The organism is Methylobacterium sp. JK268 (genome assembly GCF_054052225.1).
Window position 1 is genome coordinate 1 of sequence record NZ_JBSVZN010000013.1, and the last position, 20,186, is coordinate 20,186.

At 72.7% G+C, this 20,186-nt stretch carries 19 protein-coding genes and 1 pseudogene; 11 read left to right on the forward strand and 9 right to left on the reverse strand.

From position 1 onward, the window contains the following. The 9 genes from ACW9J6_RS15620 to ACW9J6_RS15660 form a co-directional block, all read right to left on the reverse strand. On the reverse strand, positions 1-1,023 hold a 1,023-nt coding region (locus ACW9J6_RS15620), incomplete at its 3' end, for a branched-chain amino acid ABC transporter permease (protein ID WP_457117403.1). After that, positions 1,023-1,883, reverse strand: coding sequence for a branched-chain amino acid ABC transporter permease (locus ACW9J6_RS15625; RefSeq protein WP_457117404.1), 861 nt, complete (start codon positions 1,881-1,883; stop codon positions 1,023-1,025). The genes ACW9J6_RS15625 and ACW9J6_RS15620, both read right to left, overlap by 1 nt. Positions 1,884-1,908: 25 nt before the next feature. Then, positions 1,909-3,078 (reverse strand): ABC transporter substrate-binding protein, encoded by a 1,170-nt coding sequence (locus ACW9J6_RS15630; protein WP_457117405.1) that lies wholly within the window; start codon positions 3,076-3,078, stop codon positions 1,909-1,911. Between the two features lie 314 nt (positions 3,079-3,392). Continuing rightward, the gene (locus tag ACW9J6_RS15635; RefSeq protein WP_457117406.1) at positions 3,393-4,967 is read right to left on the reverse strand and encodes a tripartite tricarboxylate transporter permease; all 1,575 of its coding nucleotides are present in this window, start codon (positions 4,965-4,967) and stop codon (positions 3,393-3,395) included. A gap of 4 nt (positions 4,968-4,971) precedes the next feature. Beyond that, the gene (locus tag ACW9J6_RS15640) at positions 4,972-5,451 is read right to left on the reverse strand and encodes a tripartite tricarboxylate transporter TctB family protein (RefSeq protein WP_457117407.1); all 480 of its coding nucleotides are present in this window, start codon (positions 5,449-5,451) and stop codon (positions 4,972-4,974) included. 2 nt (positions 5,452-5,453) lie between these two features. Further along, positions 5,454-6,398, reverse strand: coding sequence for an SMP-30/gluconolactonase/LRE family protein (locus ACW9J6_RS15645; protein ID WP_457117408.1), 945 nt, complete (start codon positions 6,396-6,398; stop codon positions 5,454-5,456). Beyond that, complete coding sequence (locus ACW9J6_RS15650) at positions 6,398-6,757, reverse strand: AtuA-related protein (RefSeq protein ID WP_457117409.1); 360 nt, start codon at positions 6,755-6,757, stop codon at positions 6,398-6,400. Before ACW9J6_RS15650 ends, ACW9J6_RS15645 begins: the two co-directional genes overlap by 1 nt. Positions 6,758-6,763: 6 nt before the next feature. Further along, complete coding sequence (locus ACW9J6_RS15655) at positions 6,764-8,119, reverse strand: acyclic terpene utilization AtuA family protein (RefSeq protein WP_457117410.1); 1,356 nt, start codon at positions 8,117-8,119, stop codon at positions 6,764-6,766. 65 nt (positions 8,120-8,184) lie between these two features. Next, positions 8,185-9,147, reverse strand: a complete 963-nt coding sequence (locus tag ACW9J6_RS15660) for a Bug family tripartite tricarboxylate transporter substrate binding protein (RefSeq protein WP_457117411.1) — start codon at positions 9,145-9,147, stop codon at positions 8,185-8,187. Between the two features lie 265 nt (positions 9,148-9,412). Here ACW9J6_RS15660 and ACW9J6_RS15665 point away from each other — a divergent pair, with 265 nt between their 5' ends. The 11 genes and pseudogenes from ACW9J6_RS15665 (at position 9,413) to ACW9J6_RS15715 (ending at position 20,067) form a co-directional block, all read left to right on the forward strand. Then, positions 9,413-10,543, forward strand: a complete 1,131-nt coding sequence (locus ACW9J6_RS15665; RefSeq protein ID WP_457117412.1) for a thiolase family protein — start codon at positions 9,413-9,415, stop codon at positions 10,541-10,543. Next, positions 10,540-10,920, forward strand: coding sequence for a Zn-ribbon domain-containing OB-fold protein (locus ACW9J6_RS15670; protein WP_457117413.1), 381 nt, complete (start codon positions 10,540-10,542; stop codon positions 10,918-10,920). Before ACW9J6_RS15665 ends, ACW9J6_RS15670 begins: the two co-directional genes overlap by 4 nt. Beyond that, the gene (locus ACW9J6_RS15675; protein ID WP_457117414.1) at positions 10,920-13,016 is read left to right on the forward strand and encodes an acetate--CoA ligase family protein; all 2,097 of its coding nucleotides are present in this window, start codon (positions 10,920-10,922) and stop codon (positions 13,014-13,016) included. Before ACW9J6_RS15670 ends, ACW9J6_RS15675 begins: the two co-directional genes overlap by 1 nt. Further along, positions 13,013-13,990: a Bug family tripartite tricarboxylate transporter substrate binding protein gene (locus tag ACW9J6_RS15680; RefSeq protein ID WP_457117415.1), complete on the forward strand. Its 978-nt coding sequence runs from the start codon at positions 13,013-13,015 to the stop codon at positions 13,988-13,990. Before ACW9J6_RS15675 ends, ACW9J6_RS15680 begins: the two co-directional genes overlap by 4 nt. Before the next feature lie 133 nt (positions 13,991-14,123). Next, positions 14,124-14,270 (forward strand): annotated as a pseudogene (locus ACW9J6_RS15685) (transposase); the annotation flags it as partial. Positions 14,271-14,767: 497 nt separating this feature from the next. Then, on the forward strand, positions 14,768-15,580 hold the full coding sequence (locus ACW9J6_RS15690) for a GntR family transcriptional regulator (RefSeq protein WP_457117416.1): 813 nt from the start codon (positions 14,768-14,770) through the stop codon (positions 15,578-15,580). Continuing rightward, positions 15,577-16,797: an ABC transporter substrate-binding protein gene (locus ACW9J6_RS15695; RefSeq protein WP_457117417.1), complete on the forward strand. Its 1,221-nt coding sequence runs from the start codon at positions 15,577-15,579 to the stop codon at positions 16,795-16,797. Before ACW9J6_RS15690 ends, ACW9J6_RS15695 begins: the two co-directional genes overlap by 4 nt. Positions 16,798-16,801: 4 nt before the next feature. After that, complete coding sequence (locus ACW9J6_RS15700; RefSeq protein ID WP_457117418.1) at positions 16,802-17,674, forward strand: branched-chain amino acid ABC transporter permease; 873 nt, start codon at positions 16,802-16,804, stop codon at positions 17,672-17,674. After that, positions 17,671-18,627: a branched-chain amino acid ABC transporter permease gene (locus tag ACW9J6_RS15705; protein ID WP_457117419.1), complete on the forward strand. Its 957-nt coding sequence runs from the start codon at positions 17,671-17,673 to the stop codon at positions 18,625-18,627. The genes ACW9J6_RS15700 and ACW9J6_RS15705 overlap by 4 nt, the downstream gene beginning before the upstream one ends. A 2-nt stretch (positions 18,628-18,629) precedes the next feature. Next, on the forward strand, positions 18,630-19,373 hold the full coding sequence (locus ACW9J6_RS15710) for an ABC transporter ATP-binding protein (protein ID WP_457117420.1): 744 nt from the start codon (positions 18,630-18,632) through the stop codon (positions 19,371-19,373). Further along, positions 19,366-20,067: an ABC transporter ATP-binding protein gene (locus ACW9J6_RS15715; RefSeq protein WP_457117421.1), complete on the forward strand. Its 702-nt coding sequence runs from the start codon at positions 19,366-19,368 to the stop codon at positions 20,065-20,067. Before ACW9J6_RS15710 ends, ACW9J6_RS15715 begins: the two co-directional genes overlap by 8 nt. Positions 20,068-20,186 lie beyond the last annotated feature (119 nt).

Below are 20,186 nucleotides of genomic sequence, written 5' to 3' on the forward strand. Positions count from 1 at the left end.
CGGCGCGGGTTCGTCCGGCGCCGCCTGCGCCGCGCCGAGCGCGCGGCGCAGGCGGGCGAGGTCCGGCCGGACCTCGTGGCTGCGGTGGGGCTCGGCGCGCAGGCGCGCCGCCAGGGAGGCGACGAGGCGGCCGATCCCGTCGGGCACCAGCAGCACCACGACGAGGAGTGCGAGGCCGTAGAAGAAATTGCCGAGCCGGGCCAGCGGCGCCACCATCTCGGGCAGCGCGGTCAGCATGGCGGTGCCGATCAGCGGCCCCAGGATGCTGCCGCGCCCGCCGATGATGATGCAGACGAAGAAGAACAGCCCGATGTCGAACACGAAGGTGTCCGGCGTGACGTAGGTCTGCAGCGCGGCGAACAGCGCGCCGGCGATCCCGGCGGTGACGCCGGAGAACACGAACACCGTGAGCTTGGCCCGGAACAGGTTGACGCCGACCGACGCCGCCGCGACCTCGCTGTCGCGCACCGCGATGAGCGCGCGGCCCCACATCGAGCGCGCCACGCTCCAGGTCATGGCGGTGACGGCGGCACCGAGCGCCAGGATCAGCCCGTACTGCCCCCGCGGCGTGTCGAAGGGCGCCGGGAAGCCCGGCACGGAGAGGCCGGTGCCGCCGCCGGTGAGGCCGCCCCAGGCGAGCGAGAGTTCGCCGACGATCAGCGCGAAGGCCATCGTCACCATGGCGAAGTAGAAGCCGGGCAGCCGCAGGGAGGGCAGGCCGAGCAGGAGACCGCCGAGCCCCCCGAGCGCGCCGCAGAGCGGCAGCGCCAGGAACGGGTCGAGGCCGAGGGTGCCCGCCAGGATCGCGAAGCCGTAGGCGCCGACCGCCAGCAGCCCGACATGCCCGATCGAGAGCTGGCCGGCGAAGCCGACCACGAGGTTGAGCCCGGCGACCAGCACCCAGTAGGCGCCGATCAGGGAGGCGAGGTGGACCTGGTAGAGGTCGCCCGACCACGCCGGCAGGGAGGCGAGGACGAGGAGCGCGAGGAGCGTCAGGCCGACGCGGAGGGGGCGGCGGGACATCAGACCGGCCTCACCCGCTTGTTGCCGAGGAGCCCCTCGGGCCGCAGGAGCAGCACCAGCATCAGGAGCCCGACCGCGATGGTCTGCTGGTACGCGCCGCCGAACCAGTAGGTCGCGAAGGCCGAGAGCAGCCCGAGCCCCGCGCCGCCGATCAGCGCTCCGAGATTGCTGCCGAGCCCCCCGACCGCGAGCGCGATGAAGCCGTTGAGGGTGAGCGAGAGGCCGAGCGCGAAATACGCGAAGGTGAGCTGGCCGGCCGCGAAGCCGGCGAGGCCGCCGAGCGCCCCGGCCAGCAGGTAGGAGGTCAGCCGTACCCGGTCGGTCGGGATGCCGCGGGCGCGGGCCGCGAAGGCGTCCTCCGAGGTGGCCTGGAACAGCTTGCCCCACAGGGTCAGGCGCGTGAAGGCTTCGAGCCCCGCCGTCATGGCGAGGACCGCCGCGACCGGCAGCCAGTACTTCTGGTCGAGGAGGCCCGCCGAGAAATCCTGCGGGATCAGGCGCGGGAAGGGCCGCGGCTCGGTGCCCCACCACAGGCCGATCGCCTGCTGCAGCATGGTGGCCAGCGCCAGGGTGGAGAGGAGCCAGAGGTGCTCGTCGGAGCGCGCCAGCACCCGGCGCACCCCGACGATCTCGGTGACGGCACCGGCCGCCGCCCCGGCCAGCACCGCGCCGGCGAGGCCGAGGAGCGAGGGCAGCCCGAGGCCGGCGATCAGCCAGGCGCCGGTGACGCCTCCCAGCATGCAGAGGTGCCCGGTCGTGACGCTGAGCACGCGCGAGGTCGAGTACATCACGTTGTAGGCGAGCGCCGTCGCCGCGTAGACGGCGCCGATGGCGAGGCCCGAGACGATCACGGCCAGCATGGGGCGGTTCCTCCGCGTCGCGCGACTACTTGGGGGCCGCCTCGTAGCAGCCGTCGCGGAACGAGGACGCGACGTCGACCACGATGTTCTTGTCCGGGAAGCCGTTGTGGTCCTGCGGGCTCCAGCCGTAGCTGGCGTAGACGCCCGGGAAGTCCTTGGTGGATTCGAGGACCGCCTTGAACTTCTGCGGATCGGTCGAGCCGGCCTGCTTCACGGCGTGCTCGATGATCTTCACGGTGTCGTAGCCCAGCGCCACCCACCAGAAGGTGAAGTCGATGGTGCCTCCGAGCGCCGGCTTGATCTTGTCGATCAGGGCTTGCGTGCGCGCCGGCAGCTTGCCGTCGACGTAGGTCGTGCTCTGGTAGCCGGCCGAGAACGTATTCTGCCAGTATTCCGGCTTGTTGAGCAGGCCCTTGATGGGCAGCGCCATGACCGCCGGGTGGCCCACCACCGGCACCTCCCAGCCCATGTCGCCGCGGGTGTTGAGGATGCGGGCCATCAACCCGGTGGCGGCGGACCAGGGCATCACCACGTCGGCGCCCGCGGCCTTGGCCTTGGTCATCTCGTCGGTGAGGTCGGTCTTGTTGGGGTCGACCAGCACCGAGTAGACCGGCTTCACCCCGGCCTGCTCCAGGAGGGCGGAAGCGGTCTTGGCGCTGGACGTGCCGTAGCCCGAGGTGTCGCCGATCACCGCCACCTTGCGGCGCTTGAGCACGTCGAGCGCGTAGGCGTTCCCGCCCTCGATCCATTGCCGGTTGGTGTTGATGGCCCGGAAGGCCAGCGGGTACTTCTTCGGGTCGGTGAGTTCGTCGATCGTCCCGATGACGATGTTGGGGATCCCGGCCCGGGCGACGATCGGCACGGTGGCGAGGGACTCGCCGGAATTCACCGGGCCGATGATGAACTGGACCTTGTCGCTGAACAGGAGCTGCTGGGCGAGGTTCACCGCCTTGGTGGGCTCGCCGGCGGTGTCGCGGGTGAGCAGTTCGAGGGGGCGGCCGTCGATGCCGCCGGCCGCGTTGATCTCCCGGATGGCGAACTGCACGCCCTGGTTCTCGGCGATCGCCGCCGAGGAGAGCGGCCCCGTGAGCGAGGACAGCCACCCGATCCGGATCGGCTCCGCGGCCCGGCCGGGCGCGGCCGCGAGGAGACCCAAGCACAGGGCGAGCCCGCCCGCCCACGCCGATGACCGCATTCCACACCTCCCCTGCCGGACCGGGCCGGCTCGTCTGTCATTTCGATTGGTGACCGCGTGACGGTGACGCCTCATGCGAGGATGTGGCGCACATGTCCGAACCAGAACCCCGGCTAACCGACCATGGCAGCCCCATCATTCCTCATGCTGAGGTGCTGGCGAAGCCAGCCTCGAAGCACCCCTGAACTGTGTGTCCGAGGCGCCATTCTCTTGGATGAGCGGACTGGAGTGCTTCGAGGCTCCCTACGGTCGCACCTCAGCATGAGGAATGGGGTGGCTGCCATCACGGTGATCTGTTGCCGTTGCGTCTTCCCTCACACCTTCAGCGACCCGGCCGCCTCGGGCGGCTCGGTCGGCGCCATCCGGGCGCCCGCCGCCAGAACCGCGTCCACCCGCGACCGCCGCCGGCCGCGCACCGCCAGGAACACCTGCGCGCCCACCAGCAGCAAAGCCAGCGCCACGAATCCCGCGCTGATCGGGCTGCCCACGAAGGTCCAGGGATCGCCCCGCGAGAGCAGCAGCGCGCGCCGGAAATTCTCCTCCAGCCGGGGCCCGAGCACGAAGCCGAGCAGCACCGGCGCCGGGTGGAAGCCGAGCCGCATCAGCCCGTAGCCGACGATCCCGATCACCAGCGTCTGCAATACGCCGAACATCTCGTTGTTCGTGCTGTAGACGCCGACGCAGATGAAGAACAGCGCGCAGGGATACAGGAACCGGAACGGGATCTGCAGCAGCCGCACCCAGATCCCGATCAGCGGCACGTTGAGGAGGACGAGCAGGATGTTGCCGATCCAGAAGCTGGCGATCAGGCCCCAGAACACGTCCGGGTGCTCGTTCATGAGCTGCGGGCCCGGGGTGATGCCCTGGATGATCAGCGCGCCGAGGATCAGCGCCATCACGGCGTCGCCCGGGATGCCGAGGCTCATGGTCGGCACGAAGTCGCCCTGGACGGAGGAGTGGGTGGAGGCCTCCGGGCTCGCCACGCCGCCGATCGCCCCGCGCCCGAACCGCTCCGGGTTCCGGCTCACCCGCTTCTCGGCCGCGTAGGCGATGAAGGAGGCGATGGTCGGCCCCGTCCCGGGGATCAGCGAGCACAGGCTGCCGACCAGGGTGCCGCGCAGGATCGGCAGCGCAGCCTCGCGCAGGTCGGCGCGGGTTGGGCGCATGTCGCGCACCCGCACCTTCACGCCCGACAGGTCCCCGACGGTCAGCGTGTTGATGCTCTTCAGGAACTCGGCGATGCCGAAGAAGCCGAGCGCCACCGCCACGAGGTCGATGCCGTTGTAGAGCGACATCGCCCCGAAGGTGAACCGGCTGGTGCCGGTGTCGAGGTCGCTGCCGACGCAGCCGAGGATCAGCCCGACCAGCGTCATCGCCACGCCCTTGAGGGCGGAGCCCCGCGCCAGGGTCGCCCCGGCCAGCAGCCCGAGCAGCATCAGGGTGCAGATCTCGGCCGGGCCGAACTGGAAGGCGATGCGCACGAGGAGCGGCGCGAACAGGATCATCTGCACGATGCCGAAGGCGGCGCCGAAGAAGGCGGCCAGCATCGTGATGCCGAGCGCGACCCCGCCGCGGCCCTGGCGGGTCATCGGGTAGCCGTCGAGGCAGGTGACGGCGTGCGAGGGGTGGCAGGGCAGGTTGAGCAGGATCGAGCAGATCGCCCCGCCGTACTGCGCCCCGTAATAGATCCCCGCCAGCATCAGGATCGCGGCGACCGGCGGCATCCCGAAGGTCAGCGGCAGCAGGATCGAGATGGTCGCCATGATGCCCATCCCGGGCAGCACGCCGATGAGGTTGCCGATCAGCACGCCGACCAGGCTGAACAGGAAGTTGTGCGGCTGCAGCGCGATCGAGAAGCCGTGGATCAGGTTGGCGAGCGTCCCATCCATGCCCTCACCCCCGCCAGAACGGCATCTGGAACTTCAGCGCCAGGGTGAAGACCAGCCCGGCCACCACTGTCATCGCGAGCGCCAGGACGAGGGCCGAGCGCAGGGTGCCGGAGCGGTCGCCGAGCGCCGAGACGAACACGCAGGCGAAGGTCGCCGGGCCGAGGCCGAGATGCTCGCCCAGCACCATGAACAGCACGATCCCGAGCACGATGCAGAACCAGCCGCGCCAGTCCGGGCGGCCCGAGGCCCCTGCTTCTTGCCCCGCCTCTTGCCCCGCCTCGTGCTCCGCCGCCTCGGGCGTCACCGCGATCAGCAGCCCGACCAGCGCCAGCGCCCCGCCGACGAGCATCGGGTAGAGGCCCGGTCCGACCCGCGCCAGGGTGCCGAGGCCGAAGCTGCGGGCCTCCAGCACCACCGCGAGGCCGAGCAGGAGCATCAGGCCGCCCGCCGCGTAGCGTCGGGCGATCGGCGCGGAGGCGTGCATGTTCAGCCCCGCGGGTTCAGGTGGTGGAGGGGCAGGCCCGGCTCGTCCCAGGGCAGCGAGACGAGGCGCCCGGTCGAGGACAGGGTGACGTAGGCGGTGCGCAGGTCCGGTCCGCCGAAGCAGATGTTGGTGGCCCAGCGCTCCGGCATCGGCACGCGGCGAACGGAGGCGCCGTCCGGCGACACGATGGTGATGCCGCCCTCCACCAGGGTAGCGACGCAGATGTTGCCGCGCGCGTCGACGGCGAGGGAGTCGAAGCGGTGATAGCCGGGCAGCCCGACCACGAGGCGCCCGCCGTGAGGCGACGGGAAGGGGTGGCGCTCGATCTCCCCCGGCCCGGTCAGGTCGAAGGCCCAGAGCCGGGCGGTCTCGGTCTCGGCGACGTACAGGGTGGCGCCGTCCGGCGACAGGCCGACGCCATTGGGCGTGAAGATCGGGAAGACCACCTCGCGGATCGCGCTGCCGTCGGCCCGCGCGTAGTAGACCGCGCCCCGGTCCTGGTCGCGCTCGCGGACCTTGCCGAGGTCGGTGAAGTAGAAGCCGCCGAGCCCGTCGAAGACGAGGTCGTTCGGCCCGTTGAGCCGGCGCCCGTCGCACTCCCGGTACAGCACCTCGACCGTGCCCGTGGCGAGGTCGACGGCCTCGATCCGGCCGCCCGCGTAATCCTCGGCCTGGCCCACCGGCCGCAGGCCGCTCGGGTCGCCCTCCGGCGTCCAGCGGAAGCCGCCGTTGTTGCAGATGTAGCAGCGCCCGTCCGGCCCGATCGCCGCCCCGTTGGGGCCGCCGCCCGGCCGCGCCGGGGTGGTGACGGTCCCGTCCGGCGCCACCCGGGTGAGCGTACCGCGGGCGATCTCGACCAGCAGAACCGAGCCGTCCGGCATCGCGATCGGCCCTTCCGGGAAGCGCAACCCCCGGGCGAGTTCGGTGAGGGGCGGGATCGCGTCCATCACGCCACCTCCGGGTGGTAGTTGCGCAGGAGGTTGGCGGCGCTCTCCGGCACCTCCATCTCGAAGCCGAGGATCGCCGCGGAGAGCGCCTTGCCGTAATTGTCGAGGCAGAGCGAGCGGGACACGCCGCCCCCGAGCGCGCCTTCGGCGACGAAGTTGAGCACCCCCAGCCGGTCGACCGCGTAGCGGGTGACATTGCCCGTCACCATCCCGGCGTAGAAGGCCTTGAAGCGCTCGGCGGTGAGCTGCTCCTTGAGATAGGGGTAGAGGTCCGGCTCGTAGGCGATGACCGTGATGTTCGAGGTGTTGCCCTTGTCGCCGGAGCGGACATGGGCCACGTGCTGCAGGGGAAGGCGCATGGTCTCTCAGCTCTCGAAGAACGTGATGGCGGGGCGCAGCGCCTCGCGCGGGACGAGGGACGACCAGACGCCGATCACCTCGCGGGTGCGGTCCTGGTGCGGCACGCGCTTGCCGGTCATGCCGACGCCCGACACCGCCATGCCGTCGACCTCGCGGCCGACCTTGAGCGCCTCTTCGCGGGTGCGGGTGCGGGCGGCGACCCGCACGGCGATCTCGTAGGGCTCCGGTCCGGATCGCGCGAGGCTGCCGCCGTGGATGGCGTTGAGGCCCACGAAGTCGATGCGGATCTCCTCCGCCTGCAGGCCGACGATCTTGAAGCGCTCCTCCAGGATGCGCTTGGCGAGTTCCGCCCGGCGCAGGGCGCCCGGCCCCGCGTAGAAGAACATGTCCTCGCCGATGAAGCCCTCCTGGCAGGCGATCGACACCTTGAGGGTCGGGGTGCGCGGCTTGCCGGAGATGCGCGACACCCGCACCCGGTCGTGGCCGACCTCCTCCAGGTCGGTCGTGGTGAAGTCCACCACCACGTCCGGCGTGATGTAGTTGCCCGGGTCGTGCACCTCGTAGAAGAGCTGCTCCTTGAGGGTGCGGATGGTGACCGCCCCGCCGGTCCCGGCCACCTTGGTGATCACCGCCGAGCCGTCGCTCTCGACCTCGGCGATCGGGAAGGCGAGGTCCCAGGGGTCCGGCACGTCCTTGAAGCCCGGGTCGCAGAAGTAGCCGCCGGTGGCCTGCGCGCCGCATTCGAGCACGTGGCCGATGCCGTTGCCGGGGCCGAGGCGGTCGTGGTCGAGGGGGTCCCAGCCGAACTCGTGCATCATCGGCGCCATGAAGATCGACGGGTCGGCGACGCGGCCGGTCACCACGATCTGCGCGCCCTCCCGCAGGGCCGCCACGATCGGCTCGGCGCCCATATAGGCCTCCGCCGACACGATGGTGCCGGCGAGCGCCGCGCTCGGCCGCCCGTCCTCCATCAGCGTGTCGGTGAGGTCGAGGACGCGGTCGGTGATCAGGCTGCCGGAGATTGCCGCGACCTTCACGCCCTTCGGCGCCCCGCATTCCCGCAGCCAGTGGACGATCCGCTCGGCCGCCCCCTCGGGGTTGATCCAGCCCTGGTTGCTGATGATCTTGGTCCGTCGCCGCAGGCAGCCGGGCAGCACCCGCTGCATGCGGTCGTCGAGATACGTGTCGTAGCCCGGGAAGCTCGGATCGCGGCGCTTGCGCACCTGGGCGGCCGAGATCGTCGCCTCCGCCATGGTCTCGAAGCAGAGGTAGTCGAGGTCGCCCTGCTCGGCGTTGAGCCGCGCCGGCTCCAGCCGGTCGCCCCACCACGCCGAGCCCGATCCGATCCGCAAGCCCGCCATCCCGTCCCTCCTCTGTCCGGCCGCGACGCCGGTCTTCCCTCATCCGGCGGCGGCGCCGGACGCTCTCACTCGACCGCGACGCCGGTCTTGGCGACGATCTCCGGCCAACGGGCGACCTCGCTCCTCACGATCTGCCCGAAGGCGTCGGGCGCCATGCCGCCGGGCGTCCCCCCGAGGTCGAGGAGGCGCGCCGTGGTCTCCGGCTCCGCCAGCACGGCGGCGATGCGGGTCTGCAGCAGGTCGACGACCGGGCGCGGGGTCGCGGCGGGCGCGAGCAGCCCGAACCAGGCCGAGACCTCGTAGCCGGGCACCCCGGCCTCCGCCATGGTCGGCACGTCCGGCAGGCCCGGGAAGCGCGCGGCCGTCGTCACGGCGAGCGCCCGCAGGGTCCCGGCCCGCACGTGCCCGATCGCCGAGGGCAGGTTGTCGAACCCGATCTTGATGTGCCCGGCGATGAGGTCGTTCAGCATCGGCCCACCGCCCCGGTAGGGCACGTGGGTGAGCGGGATCCCGGCCATGACCTTGAGGAGTTCGCCCGATAGGTGCGGCGAGCCGCCGGTCGAGGTCGAGCCGAAGGCGAGGCCCTCCGGCGTCGCGCGGGCGAGCCGGATCAGCCCGGCGAGGTCGGCGACCCCAAGCGACGGGTTGACCAAGAGCACGTTCGGGGTCGAGGCGACGATGGTGATCGGCGCGAAGTCGCGCACCGGGTCGTAGGGCAGGCTGCGGAACACCGCGGCGTTGATGCCGTGGGTGTTGATGGTCGCCATCACCAGCGTGTAGCCGTCCGGCGCGCTGCCCGCGACCGCCTTGGTGCCGATGTTGCCCGAGGCGCCCGGCCGGTTGTCCACGATGCCGTGCTGGCCGAAGCGCTTGTCGAGCCGGTCCGCGACGAGGCGGGCCAGGATGTCGGTCGTCCCGCCCGGCGGGAACGGGACCACGATCCGGATGATCCGGTCCGGATAGGCGGCCCGCGCCGTCCCGGGGACGGCCAGCGACGCGAGCAGGCCCAAGCACAGCCGACGGTCCACGGCGCCTCTCCGTGCGTTCCGCGAGCGCGCCGCCCTTCACGGGTGGTTCCGTCAAGCGGAACCAATTCGGTCGCCCTCGCCACTCCCTCGTCCGCAGCGACCAAGATCGTTTCTGCGGACGGAACATTGTTGACAGGGTCCGAGCCGGAAGGCAACCATCTTCCGACACGAGGCCGCGGCGGAATTTCCGCGCGGCCCGCCCCGGAGGACGCCCGATGCTTCGTTCCGTCACGCGGACCCGCGCGCCCGCGCCGGCCCCGATCCGGTGAGTCACGTCGCGGGCGTCGGGCTGACGCCGTTCGGGCGGCACGAGGGGTGCTCGACCCTCGACCTGATGAGCCTCGCGGCCGGCGAGGCCCTGGCCGATGCGGGGCTGGAGCGGGGCGACGTCGACGGGCTGATCACCGGCTACTCGACCACCCACCCCCACCTGATGCTCTCGACGGTCTTCGCCGAGCATTTCGGCCTGCGCCCCGCCTACGCGCACGCGGTGCAGCTCGGCGGCGCCACCGGCTTCGCGCTGGTGATGCTCGCCCATCTCCTGGTGGAGTCGGGGGCGGCGCGGCGCATCCTGGTGGTGGCGGGCGAGAACCGCCTCACCGGCCAGAGCCGCGACGCCGCGATCCAGACGCTCGCGCAGGTGGGCCACCCGGTCTACGAGGTGCCGCTCGGTCCCACAATCCCCGCCTATTACGGCCTCGTCGCCGCCCGCTACGCCCACGAGTACGGCGAGCAGGATCTCGCGGCGCTGGCGGTGCTGATGCGCGACAACGCCGCCCGCACGCCGGGCGCGCACCTGCGCATCCCGATCACGGCGGACGAGGTGCGGGCCTCGAAGCCCATCGCCGCGCCCCTGCGCCTCCTCGATTGCTGCCCGGTCTCGGACGGCGGCGCGGCCTTCGTGATCACCCGGGACGGGGCCGGGCGGGTGGGCCCGCGGATCCGCGGCGTCGCGCAGGCCCACACGCACCAGCACGTCACCGCGGCGCCCTCGCTCACCGCCTTCGGGGCGGGCGACTGCGCGGCCCGCGCGCTCGCGGCGGCGGGCGTCGGGCTCCCCGACATCGCCTTCGCGGCGATCTACGACAGCTTCACCATCACGCTGGCGATCCTCCTGGAGGAGATCGGACTGGCGCCCCGGGGCGCGGCCGGGCGGCTCGCCGCGGAGGGTCACTTCTCGCCCGGCGGCGCGATGCCGCTCAACACCCATGGCGGCCTCCTGAGCTACGGCCATTGCGGGGTGGGGGGCGCCATGGCGCACCTCGCCGAGACCGTGCGGCAGATGCGCGGCGAGGCGGGCGGCCGCCAGGTCGCGCCGCCCGCGCTGGCGCTGCTGCACGGGGATGGCGGCGTCCTCTCCTCCCACGTCAGCCTCGTCCTGGAGAACGCCCGATGAGCCCGGACCCGCTTCGTCCCGAGCCCGCGGACTGGACGCGCGGCGAGGAGGGCCTCGCCTACGCGCGCTGCCGCCCCTGCGGCCACGTCCAGTATCTCCGCCGCGACTTCTGCCCGGCCTGCGGCGCGCGGGACCTTGCGGCGGCGCAGGCCACGGGCCGCGGCCGGGTCTACGCGCTGACCAGAGTGGCGCGAGCGCCCTCGCCGGAGCTGGCCGCCCACGCGCCCTACGTCATCGCGCTGGTCGATGCCGAGGAGGGCTTCCGCTTCATGGCCCACGCGGCCGAGGGGCTGACGATCGGCGCGCCCGTGCGCACCGCCTTCCGGGCCTTCGGGGCCGGACAGGTCCCCTATTGCCTGCCGGAGGATCGGGAGTGATGTCGAGTCTCGCCGCCGCCCTCGACCCGCGCAGCATCGCGGTGATCGGCGCCTCGGAGAACCCGGATAAGATCGGCGGGCGCCCGCTCCTCTACCTCGCGCAGTTCGGGTTCCGGGGCGAGGTCATCCCGGTCAATCCGCGCCGCGACGAGGTCCAGGGCCTGCGCACGGTGCCGCGCCTCTCCGACCTGTCCCGCGCGCCGGACCTCGCCATCGTGGCGGTGCCGGGCGAGGCGGCGGTGGCGGCCCTCGACGCGTGCGGCGCCATGGGCGTCAAGGTCGCCATCATGATGGCGTCGGGCTTCGGCGAGACCGATCCGGAGCACGGCAAGGCCGCCGAGCGTGCCATGGTGGAGCGCGCCCGCGCGCGCGGCATGCGGGTGATCGGGCCCAACTCGCAGGGGCTGGCGAATTTCGGCACCGGCGCGGTGCCGAGCTTCTCCAGCATGTTCCTGGAGGTGCCGCCGCTCGACGGCCCGGTCGGCATCGTCAGCCAGAGCGGCGCGATGAGCGTGGTGCCCTACGGGCTGCTGCGCGGGCGCGGCATCGGGGTGCGCCACACCCACGCCACCGGCAACGACGCCGACGTGACGGTCTGCGAGCTCGCCGCCGCGGTGGCGGAGGATCGGGCCTTGAAGCTCCTCCTCCTCTACCTGGAGAGTATCCCGGACCCGCATCACCTCGCTCAGGCCGCGGAGGTCGCGCGCTCGCACGGCCTGCCGATCGTCGCCCTGAAGTCCGGCCGCACGGCCGCGGGCCAGGCGGCCGCGCAGTCGCACACCGGCGCGCTCGCCAACGAGGACCGGGTGGTGGACGCCTTCCTGGAGCAGCATGGGATCTGGCGGGCGCGGGACACGTCCGACCTCGTCGAGGCGGCGGAGCTCTACCTGAAGGGCTGGCGGCCCGAGGGGCGCCGCATGGTGGCGATCAGCAATTCGGGCGCGACCTGCGTGATGGCGGCGGACGCCGCCTCGACGGCGGGCCTGACGCTGGACCCCCTCGCGGCGGACACGCAGGAAGAACTCCGCGGCATCCTGCCGAGCTTCGCCTCGGTGCGGAACCCGGTCGACATCACGGCGGCGCTGCTGACGAACAGCGCGCTCTTCAGCCAGATCCTGCCGGTGATCGCGCGCGACCCCTCGGCGGATGCCTTCCTGGTCGGCGTGCCGGTGGCGGGCCGGGCCTACGACGTCGAGGCCTTCGGACGCGACACCGCCGCCTTCGCGGCCGAGACCGGCAAGCCGGTGGTGATCGTCGCACCGCAGGAGCTGGTGGCGAAGCCCTTCCGCGAGCGCGGCCTGCCGGTCTTCCCCGGCGAGGGCGCCGCCGTGCGGGCGCTGCACCAGTTCATCGCTCATCACGAGCGGATGCGGGCGGCGGCCGGGCGCGGGCCGGTCAAGCCCGCCGCGCCTCCGCCCGGCGCGCCGCGCCTCCTCGACGAGGCCGCGAGCCTCGCGCGGCTCGCGGAGGCCGGCATTCCCGTCGTGCCGCACCGGCTCTGCCGCACCCCCGAGGAGGCGGTCGCGGCGGCGGAATCCCTCGGCGGACAGGTCGCCGTGAAGGGCTGCTCGGCGGACGTGGTGCACAAGACCGAACTCGGCCTCGTCCATCTCGGGCTGAGCGGGCCCGAATCCGTGGCGGCGGCCTTCGCGTCTTGCCGTGCGGCCCTCGCCCGGCACGGGGCGGCCTTCGCGGGCGTGATCGTCGCCGCGATGGTGCGCGGGCGGCGCGAATTGCTGCTGGGCGCCCACCGCGACCCGTTCTTCGGTCCGGTCGTGGTGGTCGGCGACGGCGGCACCTACGTCGAGGCGATGCCCGACGTCGCCCTGCTGCTGCCGCCCTTCGACGAGGAGGACGTGCGCAGCGCGCTCGGCACCTTGCGCATCGCGCCGCTGATCGCCGGCACGCGGGGCGAGCCGCCCCTCGCCCTCGACCGCTACCTCGCCGCCGCGGTCGCGGTCGGCCGCCTGATGGAGAGCGACGGCCGCGTCGCGAGCCTCGACGTCAACCCGTTCCTGGTCGGCAGCGACCCGGGCGACGGCGTGGCGCTCGACGCGGTGGTGTTCGCGATCGCCGCGGAAGGAGACACGCCATGATCCGACGCCGAGAGTTCGTCGCCGGCCTCGCCGGGACCGGCGCCTTCGCGCTGGCGCCGCGGACCGCCTCCGCCGCCGCGTGGCCGGCCCGGCCCATCGGCGTGGTGGTGCCCTACCCGCCCGGCGGCTCGACCGACATCACCGCCCGGATCGTCGGCGAGCGCCTGTCGCTGGCGCTCGGCCAGCCCCTGGTGATGGACAATCGCCCGGGGGCGGGCGGCAACCTCGGCATGGAGGTCGTCGCCCGGGCGGCGGCGGACGGCTACACGCTCGGCCTCGCCACGACGGCGCACGCCATCAACATGACGCTGTTCCGCAAGCTCACCTACGACACGCTGAAAAGCTTCGCGCCGATCGCCCTGCTCACCGAGAATCCGCTCGTCCTGGTGGTGCGGGACTCCGCCCCCTGGCGCAGCGTGCGCGACCTGATCGCGGCGGCCAAGGAGAAGCCCGGCGCCCTCAACTACGCCTCCTCGGGCATCGGCCAATCGACGCATCTGGCGGCCGAACTCTTCGCCGCGACGGCGGGAATCAAGCTCACCCACATCCCCTATCGGGGCAGCGCGCCCGCCATCACGGACGTGATCGCCGGGCGGGTCGACCTCATGTTCGACACGACCCAGTCGGTGCTGGCGCACGTGGAGGGCGGCCGCGTGCGGGCGCTCGGCATCACCTCGGCGGAGCGGCTGCCCGTCGCCAAGGACATCCCGACGATCCGGGAGGCGGCCCTGCCCGACTACGTCGCCATCGCGTGGAACGGGCTCGTGGCGCCGAAGGGCACGCCGCCCGAGATCGTCCAGCGCCTCAACGCCGAGACTGTGCGGGCCCTGCAGGAGCCGCCGGTGGTGGCGAAGTTCGCGGGGCTCGGGGCCACTTCGCGCCCGCTCTCGCCCGAGGCCTTCGGCGCCTTCATGGCCGACGAGATCGCCAAGTGGGGCGCCGTCGTGAAGCAGTCGGGCACAACACTCGATTGAGTTGATAGCCTAGAGGCTGTGCTGGACCTGCGGGGGGCTGGGTAGTCAGATGAGGGGGCATGCCCGTCCCTCGCGAGCCCTGCCCCTCGGACGTCCCTGACGATGACTGGGCGATGATCGCCCCTACCTGCCGTTGGTGCGCGAGGACGCCCGCCAGCCCGAGCACCCACTGCGCGAGATGTTCAACGACCTGCGCTCCATCGTGACGGCGGGCGCGCCCTGGTGCCTGATGCCCAACGACCTGCCGCCTTGGGCGGCGGTTTGCCAGCAGGCCCGCGCTGGATGGCGGCGGGCTGCTTCGCGCAGGCCGTGGATCACCTGCGCGCCGTACTGTGGAGGACTCGGAATCCGGCGCCGTCACGGAATCGAGGGGGCCGAGCAGCGACTTGGCGTCGCTCGACGTCGTCTTCGGCTCGATCCCGCGCTCATGCACGAGCCACGCGAGGGGCTCGGCCGACCCGTAGGCAGTGTCGGCCGCAAGTCGGGCCGGCCTGAGGCCGACGCGGTCCTGCGCGCGATCAGGGTGCGGGCTGCCCCGACCTCCGCCCGCCGGGTGACGCGGGTGATCACCTCAGCGGGACGTCCGGACTGCAGCCGTGCTCCGCGGTGCACAGGCGGAATCCGTCGCTTTCCATCGGCAGCACCGCCCCACGGGGGACGATCCCGGGAAAGCGGGTCAGCTTCCTGTCCGAATTGACAGACAGGAAGTTGTTCGTCTAACCATACAGGTGAGTGGCCCGCTCTCAGCCTTGCAAGGCGTGAGCCAGGGAGTTTCGCATGGCGGCGGCCATCGAACCGCACAAGGCCCGCAGGCTCTACCTTCTGCTGCGTGAGCGCATCGCCGGGGGGCGCCTCGCCAACGGCGCGCGATTGCCCGGCGAGCCGACGCTGGCCCACGAGCACGGCCTGTCGCGGGCGACGGTGCGCCGCGCGCTCGATCTGCTGGCGGCCGAGGGATTGGTGGAGCGGCGCGCGGGATCCGGGACCTTCGTGCGCCCGGCGGGGGCGGCCCGGCCCGTGGTCGCCGACCTGCCGAACCTGCTCACGGGCCTGATCCAGATGGGCCGCGCGACCGGCGTGCGGCTGTTGTCCTTCGGCTACGAGCCGGCCCCGGCCGCGATCGCTGAGGCGCTGGTGCTGGGGCCGGGCGAGCGGGTGCAGCGCTCCGTCCGGGTGCGCCTGCTCGACGGCAAGCCGTTCTCGTACCTCACGACCCACGTGCCCGAGCGGATCGGCCTGTCCTACTCGGAGGCCGATCTCGCCGCGACGCCGCTCCTCGAACTGATGGAGCGCTCGGGCGTCGCCGCCGCGCGGGCCACGCAGGCCATCACCGCGACGCTCGCCGGGCCGGAGGCCGCGGAGGCGCTCGATCTCGGCCTCGGCGCCCCGGTCATCGAGCTCACCCGCGTCGTCTACGACCCGCAGGGACGCGGCGTCGAGCACCTGCACGCCCTCTACCGGCCCGACCGCTACGCCCTGCGCATGGACCTCGTGCGCACCGGCGAGGCGGGCGAGCGGCATTGGGCGCCCGCCGCGCCACCCCCGCCCCGACCCGCCCGCGCCCCCGCGCAGAGGAGGCCCGACCGATGACCGCGTCCGACCGCGTTCCGAACCGCCGCCGCGTGCTCACAGGCGGCGCGGCCGCCGCCTCGCTCCTCGCGATGCCGGCCGTGCTGCGGGCCGAGCCCGCCCCCGTGAAGCTCGGCATCCTCCAGCCGCTCACCGGGGCGCTCGCCGGCGACGGCGATCTCGGTCGCCTCGGGGCGGACCTCGCGGTGGCGGACATCAACGCCGCGGGCGGCCTGAAGGCGCTGGGCGGCGCCCGGATCGAGGCGGTGGTCGCCGACAACCGCTCGAACCCGGAGGCCGCCGCCCAGGAGGCCGAGCGCCTCGCCGGCGAGGGCGTCGCGGCGATCGTGGGCGGCTTCGGCAGCGGCCTGTGCGCCACCGCCAGCCAGGCGGCGTCCCGCTACGACCTGCCCTACCTGATCGATGTCGGCGTCGCCGATTCGCTCACCCAGCGCGGCCTCAAGAACACCTTCCGGTTCTCCCCGAGCTTCAGCATGGTCACGACGAGCGCGCTCGAGCGCCTCGTCGCCCTCAACGACGGGGCCGGCAAGCCCGCCCGCACGGTGGTGATCGTCCACGAGGACGGGCTGTTCGGCTCCGGTCTCGCCAAGCTGCTCCAGGCCGAGCTGCCCAAGCGCGGCTTCGAGGTCCTGGAGACGATCGCGCATCCGACTCCCGCCCGCGACATGGCCAACGTCGTCCTGCGCATCCGCTCGCTGCAGCCCGACCTCGTGATCCCGTCGAACTACTACGGCGAGTTCGTGCTCCTCGCCCGCACCCTGCAGCAGCAGCGCGTCCGGCCAAAGGGCATCTACGCCATCCTCGGCGGCGGCGCGTCGAGCCTGCGCTTCGTCAAGGAATTCCCCCAGGCGGCCGAGGGGGTGATGGACTGCAACCACTGGCCCGATCCGAAGAATCCGGCCACGGCGGAACTGCGCCGCCGCACCGAGGCGGCCGGCCGCGCCTTCGCGTACAACGTGCCGCTGAACTACTCGGCCGTGCGGCTGATGGCCGAGGCGATCGAGAAGGCCGGCGCCCCGGATCGCGGCCGGATCGTCGAGGCGCTGGCCACGCAGAGCTTCGGCAGCGGGGTGATGCCCTACGGCCAGTCGCGCTTCGCGGGCGGCCAGAACGCCAGCGCGCTGCCCCTCAACACGCAGGTCCAGGGCGGCGACGTCAGGGTGATCGCTCCCGACGCCTTCGCGGAGGCGAAGGCGAGCTTTCCCCTGAAGGCCTGAGCGGATGTACGCCCCCCAGATCCTGATCGAGGCGGCCCTCAACGGCCTGATGACCGGGGCGGTCTACGCGCTGATCGCGCTCGGGCTGACCCTGGTCTACGGGGTGCTGCACATCATCAACTTCGCGCACGGGGCGCTGCTCACCTGCGCGATGTTCGCGGTCTGGGCCGCCTTCGCCTACGCCCACGTCGACCCCTACCTCGCGCTCGTCGCCGTGGTGCCGCTGATGTTCGGCCTCGGCTACGGTCTCCAGCGCCTCGTGATCGGCCCGGCGAGCCACGGCAGCGACAACAACGTCCTGCTCGTCACCCTCGGCCTGTCGATCGTGCTGGAGAACGCGCTGCTGGCGGCGTTCCGCTCCGACACGAGGGCGATCGAGTCCGACGCGGCGCTCCAGGTGGTCGAACTCGGACCGCTGCTGGTCTCGACCCCGCGGCTGATCGGCCTCGCCGGCTCGCTCGCGGTGACGGGCCTGCTCTGGGGGCTCCTCAACCGCACCGACACGGGCCGGGCGATCCGGGCGGTCTCCCGCGAGAAGCTCGGGGCCCGCCTCGTCGGCATCGAGGTCGACCACGTCTACGCCGTCACCTTCGGCCTCGGCTGCGCCTGCCTCGGGGTGGCGGCCTGCCTGCTGATGCCGACCTACTACGTCAACCCGCGCTCGGGCGCCGCCTTCGTGCTCGTCGCCTTCACCATCGTGGTGCTCGGCGGCATGGGCTCGATCACCGGCGCGCTGGTGGGCGGGCTGGTGATCGGCGTCGTCGAGAGCCTCTCCGGCCTCGTCCTCGGCGACAGCCTCGGGCAGATCGGCATCTTCCTGATCTTCATCCTGGTGCTGCTGCTGCGGCCGACCGGCCTGTTCGGGGCGCGTGCATGACGGTGCGCGACGTCCTGCCCCTCCTCGTCGCCCTCGCGGCGCTCGCCGCGCTGCCCTTCCTCGGCCTGTCGGGCAGTGCCCTCAACATCCTGGTCACGACGCTGATCATCGCGCTCGCGGGCCTCGGCTGGAACGTGCTCGGGGGCTTCGGCGGCCAGTACTCCTTCGGCCACGCCGCCTTCTTCGGCACCGGCGCCTACGCCACGGCGGTGCTCCAGGTGAAGTTCGGCTGGAACGCCTGGGCCGGCCTCGCCGCCGGGATCGGGCTCGGGACCGCCACCGGCCTCGCGATCGGAACCTTGAGCTTCCGGGCAGGCCTGCGCGGCTCCTACTTCGCCCTCGTCACCCTCGCCTTCGCGGAGGTGTTCCGCATCCTCGCCAATGCCTGGGACCTCACCGGCGGGGCGGCAGGGCTGCTGCTGAAGCTCCAGCCCGGCCCCGCCACCCTGCAATTCGCCGACCGGCGCCTGTTCTGCCTGCTGGTGCTCGGCTTCGTCGGCGCGGCGCTCCTCGCCTCCCGCTGGATCGAGCGCTCGCGCTTCGGCGCCCACCTGATCGCCGTGCGCGAGAACGAGGAGGCGGCGAGGGCGCTGGGCGTCGACGCCCTGCGCGTGAAACTCGGCGCCATCGCGCTCTCCTCGGCGATCACCGCGGCGGCCGGCGCGCTCTACGTGCAGAACTTCCTCTACGTGGATGCCGGCGTCGCCTACGGCACCTGGATCTCCGTCGAGGCGCTGCTCGCCCCCATCGTCGGCGGCATCGGCACCGCCTTCGGGCCGCTCGTCGGGGCGCTCGCCCTGCAGGGGCTCGGCGAGGCGACCAAGCATCTCTCGGGCGGCATCCCGGGCCTCGATCTCGTGGTGTTCGGGATCTGCCTCGTCGCCGTCATCGCCTTCGCGCCGCAGGGGCTCATCGGGCTCCTGCGCCGCCGGGCCGCGGCCGCGGGAGCCTGACCATGCTCGCCGCTCAGTCGCTCTCCAAGCACTTCCAGGGTCTCGTCGCGGTGAGCGAGGCCTCCCTCGCGGTGCCGGAGGGCTCGATCACCGGGCTGATCGGCCCGAACGGGGCCGGCAAGACCACCCTGTTCGGGATGATCTCGGGCTTCCTCGCCCCGAGCGCCGGCCGGGTGCTGTTCGAGGGCCGGGACATCACCGGCGAGGCACCGCACCTGCGGGCGCGCCGGGGCATCGCCCGCACGTTCCAGATCGTCCAGCCCTTCGCCGGCCTCACGGTGGCCGAGAACATCGCGGTCGGGGCCTACCTGCGCCATCCGCGCCGGGCCGACGCCGAGGCGCGGGCCCGCGCGGTCGGGACCCGGGTCGGCCTGGCCGCGCTGCTCGACCGGCCGGCCGCGAGCCTGACGGTGGCCGGCCGCAAGCGCCTGGAGGTGGCCCGCGCGCTCGCCACCGAGCCGCGGCTCCTGCTCCTCGACGAGGTGCTGGCCGGGCTCAACCCCTCCGAGATCCGCGACATCCTGCCGGTGGTGCGCGCCATCCGCGACGGGGGCGTCACCATCCTGATGATCGAGCACATCATGCAGGCCGTGATGACCCTGTGCGAGGAGGTCCACGTCCTCGCGCAGGGGAGGATGGTGGCCTCCGGCCCGCCGCGGGAGGTCTGCCGCGACCCGCGGGTGGTCGAGGCCTATCTCGGCCGCGGCGCCGCCGCCCGGCTGGAGGCGCAGGCCGCCGATGCTTGAGGTGACGGGCCTGCGCGCCGGCTACGGCGCCACCGAGGTGCTGCGCGGCCTCGACCTCGCGGTGGCGGCCGGCGAGATCGTCGCGGTGCTCGGTGCCAACGGCGTCGGCAAGACCACCCTGAACAAAGTCCTCTCCGGGGTCGTGCCGGCGACCGCCGGCACCATCCGGTTCGACGGCCGGCCGATCACCGGCGTGACCGCCGCCGCCATCGTCGAGGCCGGCCTGATCCACGTGCCGGAGGGGCGCAGGATCTTCCCCAACCTCAGCGTGCGGGAGAACCTCGAACTCGGCAGCTACCGGCGCGGCCGGGCGCGGCGGGGCGCCAACCTGGAGCGCGTCTTCGCCACGTTTCCGCGCCTGAGAGAGCGGACGCGACAGGCCGCCGGCACGCTCTCGGGCGGCGAGCAGCAGATGCTCGCGATCGGACGCGGGCTGATGGCCGAGCCGCGCCTGCTCATCCTCGACGAGCCCTCCCTCGGCCTCTCGCCGCTCCTCGTCGAGGAGATGTTCGCCCTCGTGGCGCAGCTCAACCGTGAAGGATTGCCGATCATGCTGGTGGAGCAGAACGTGGTGCAGTCCCTCGACCTCGCGACCCGCGCCTACATCCTGGAGAACGGGGCGGTGTCCCTGCAGGGCGAGGCCGCGGTGCTCGCCGCCGACCCGGCCCTGCGCCGGGCCTATCTGGGACTCTGATCCGGTGTCCGGACCGTCACGACCGGATTCCGGCGGAGCGAGACCCCGAACGGCGGGCAGGAGCATCGTTCCCGGCCTCATGATCGCCCGAAGAACCCGTCGCGTCCCGCGCCGCATCG

What these genes read in the sequence shown, in the direction of transcription:
- ACW9J6_RS15675 (WP_457117414.1), top strand. Translation starts at nt 10,920, where the DNA reads ATGTCGAGTCTCGCCGCCGCCCTCGACCCGCGCAGCATCGCGGTGATC.
- ACW9J6_RS15690 (WP_457117416.1), top strand. Translation starts at nt 14,768, where the DNA reads ATGGCGGCGGCCATCGAACCGCACAAGGCCCGCAGGCTCTACCTTCTG.
- ACW9J6_RS15650 (WP_457117409.1), bottom strand. Translation starts at nt 6,757, where the DNA reads ATGCGCCTTCCCCTGCAGCACGTGGCCCATGTCCGCTCCGGCGACAAG.
- ACW9J6_RS15645 (WP_457117408.1), bottom strand. Translation starts at nt 6,398, where the DNA reads ATGGACGCGATCCCGCCCCTCACCGAACTCGCCCGGGGGTTGCGCTTC.
- ACW9J6_RS15715 (WP_457117421.1), top strand. Translation starts at nt 19,366, where the DNA reads ATGCTTGAGGTGACGGGCCTGCGCGCCGGCTACGGCGCCACCGAGGTG.
- ACW9J6_RS15670 (WP_457117413.1), top strand. Translation starts at nt 10,540, where the DNA reads ATGAGCCCGGACCCGCTTCGTCCCGAGCCCGCGGACTGGACGCGCGGC.
- ACW9J6_RS15695 (WP_457117417.1), top strand. Translation starts at nt 15,577, where the DNA reads ATGACCGCGTCCGACCGCGTTCCGAACCGCCGCCGCGTGCTCACAGGC.
- ACW9J6_RS15705 (WP_457117419.1), top strand. Translation starts at nt 17,671, where the DNA reads ATGACGGTGCGCGACGTCCTGCCCCTCCTCGTCGCCCTCGCGGCGCTC.
- ACW9J6_RS15700 (WP_457117418.1), top strand. Translation starts at nt 16,802, where the DNA reads ATGTACGCCCCCCAGATCCTGATCGAGGCGGCCCTCAACGGCCTGATG.
- ACW9J6_RS15625 (WP_457117404.1), bottom strand. Translation starts at nt 1,883, where the DNA reads ATGCTGGCCGTGATCGTCTCGGGCCTCGCCATCGGCGCCGTCTACGCG.
- ACW9J6_RS15680 (WP_457117415.1), top strand. Translation starts at nt 13,013, where the DNA reads ATGATCCGACGCCGAGAGTTCGTCGCCGGCCTCGCCGGGACCGGCGCC.
- ACW9J6_RS15630 (WP_457117405.1), bottom strand. Translation starts at nt 3,078, where the DNA reads ATGCGGTCATCGGCGTGGGCGGGCGGGCTCGCCCTGTGCTTGGGTCTC.
- ACW9J6_RS15640 (WP_457117407.1), bottom strand. Translation starts at nt 5,451, where the DNA reads ATGCACGCCTCCGCGCCGATCGCCCGACGCTACGCGGCGGGCGGCCTG.
- ACW9J6_RS15710 (WP_457117420.1), top strand. Translation starts at nt 18,630, where the DNA reads ATGCTCGCCGCTCAGTCGCTCTCCAAGCACTTCCAGGGTCTCGTCGCG.
- ACW9J6_RS15635 (WP_457117406.1), bottom strand. Translation starts at nt 4,967, where the DNA reads ATGGATGGGACGCTCGCCAACCTGATCCACGGCTTCTCGATCGCGCTG.
- ACW9J6_RS15655 (WP_457117410.1), bottom strand. Translation starts at nt 8,119, where the DNA reads ATGGCGGGCTTGCGGATCGGATCGGGCTCGGCGTGGTGGGGCGACCGG.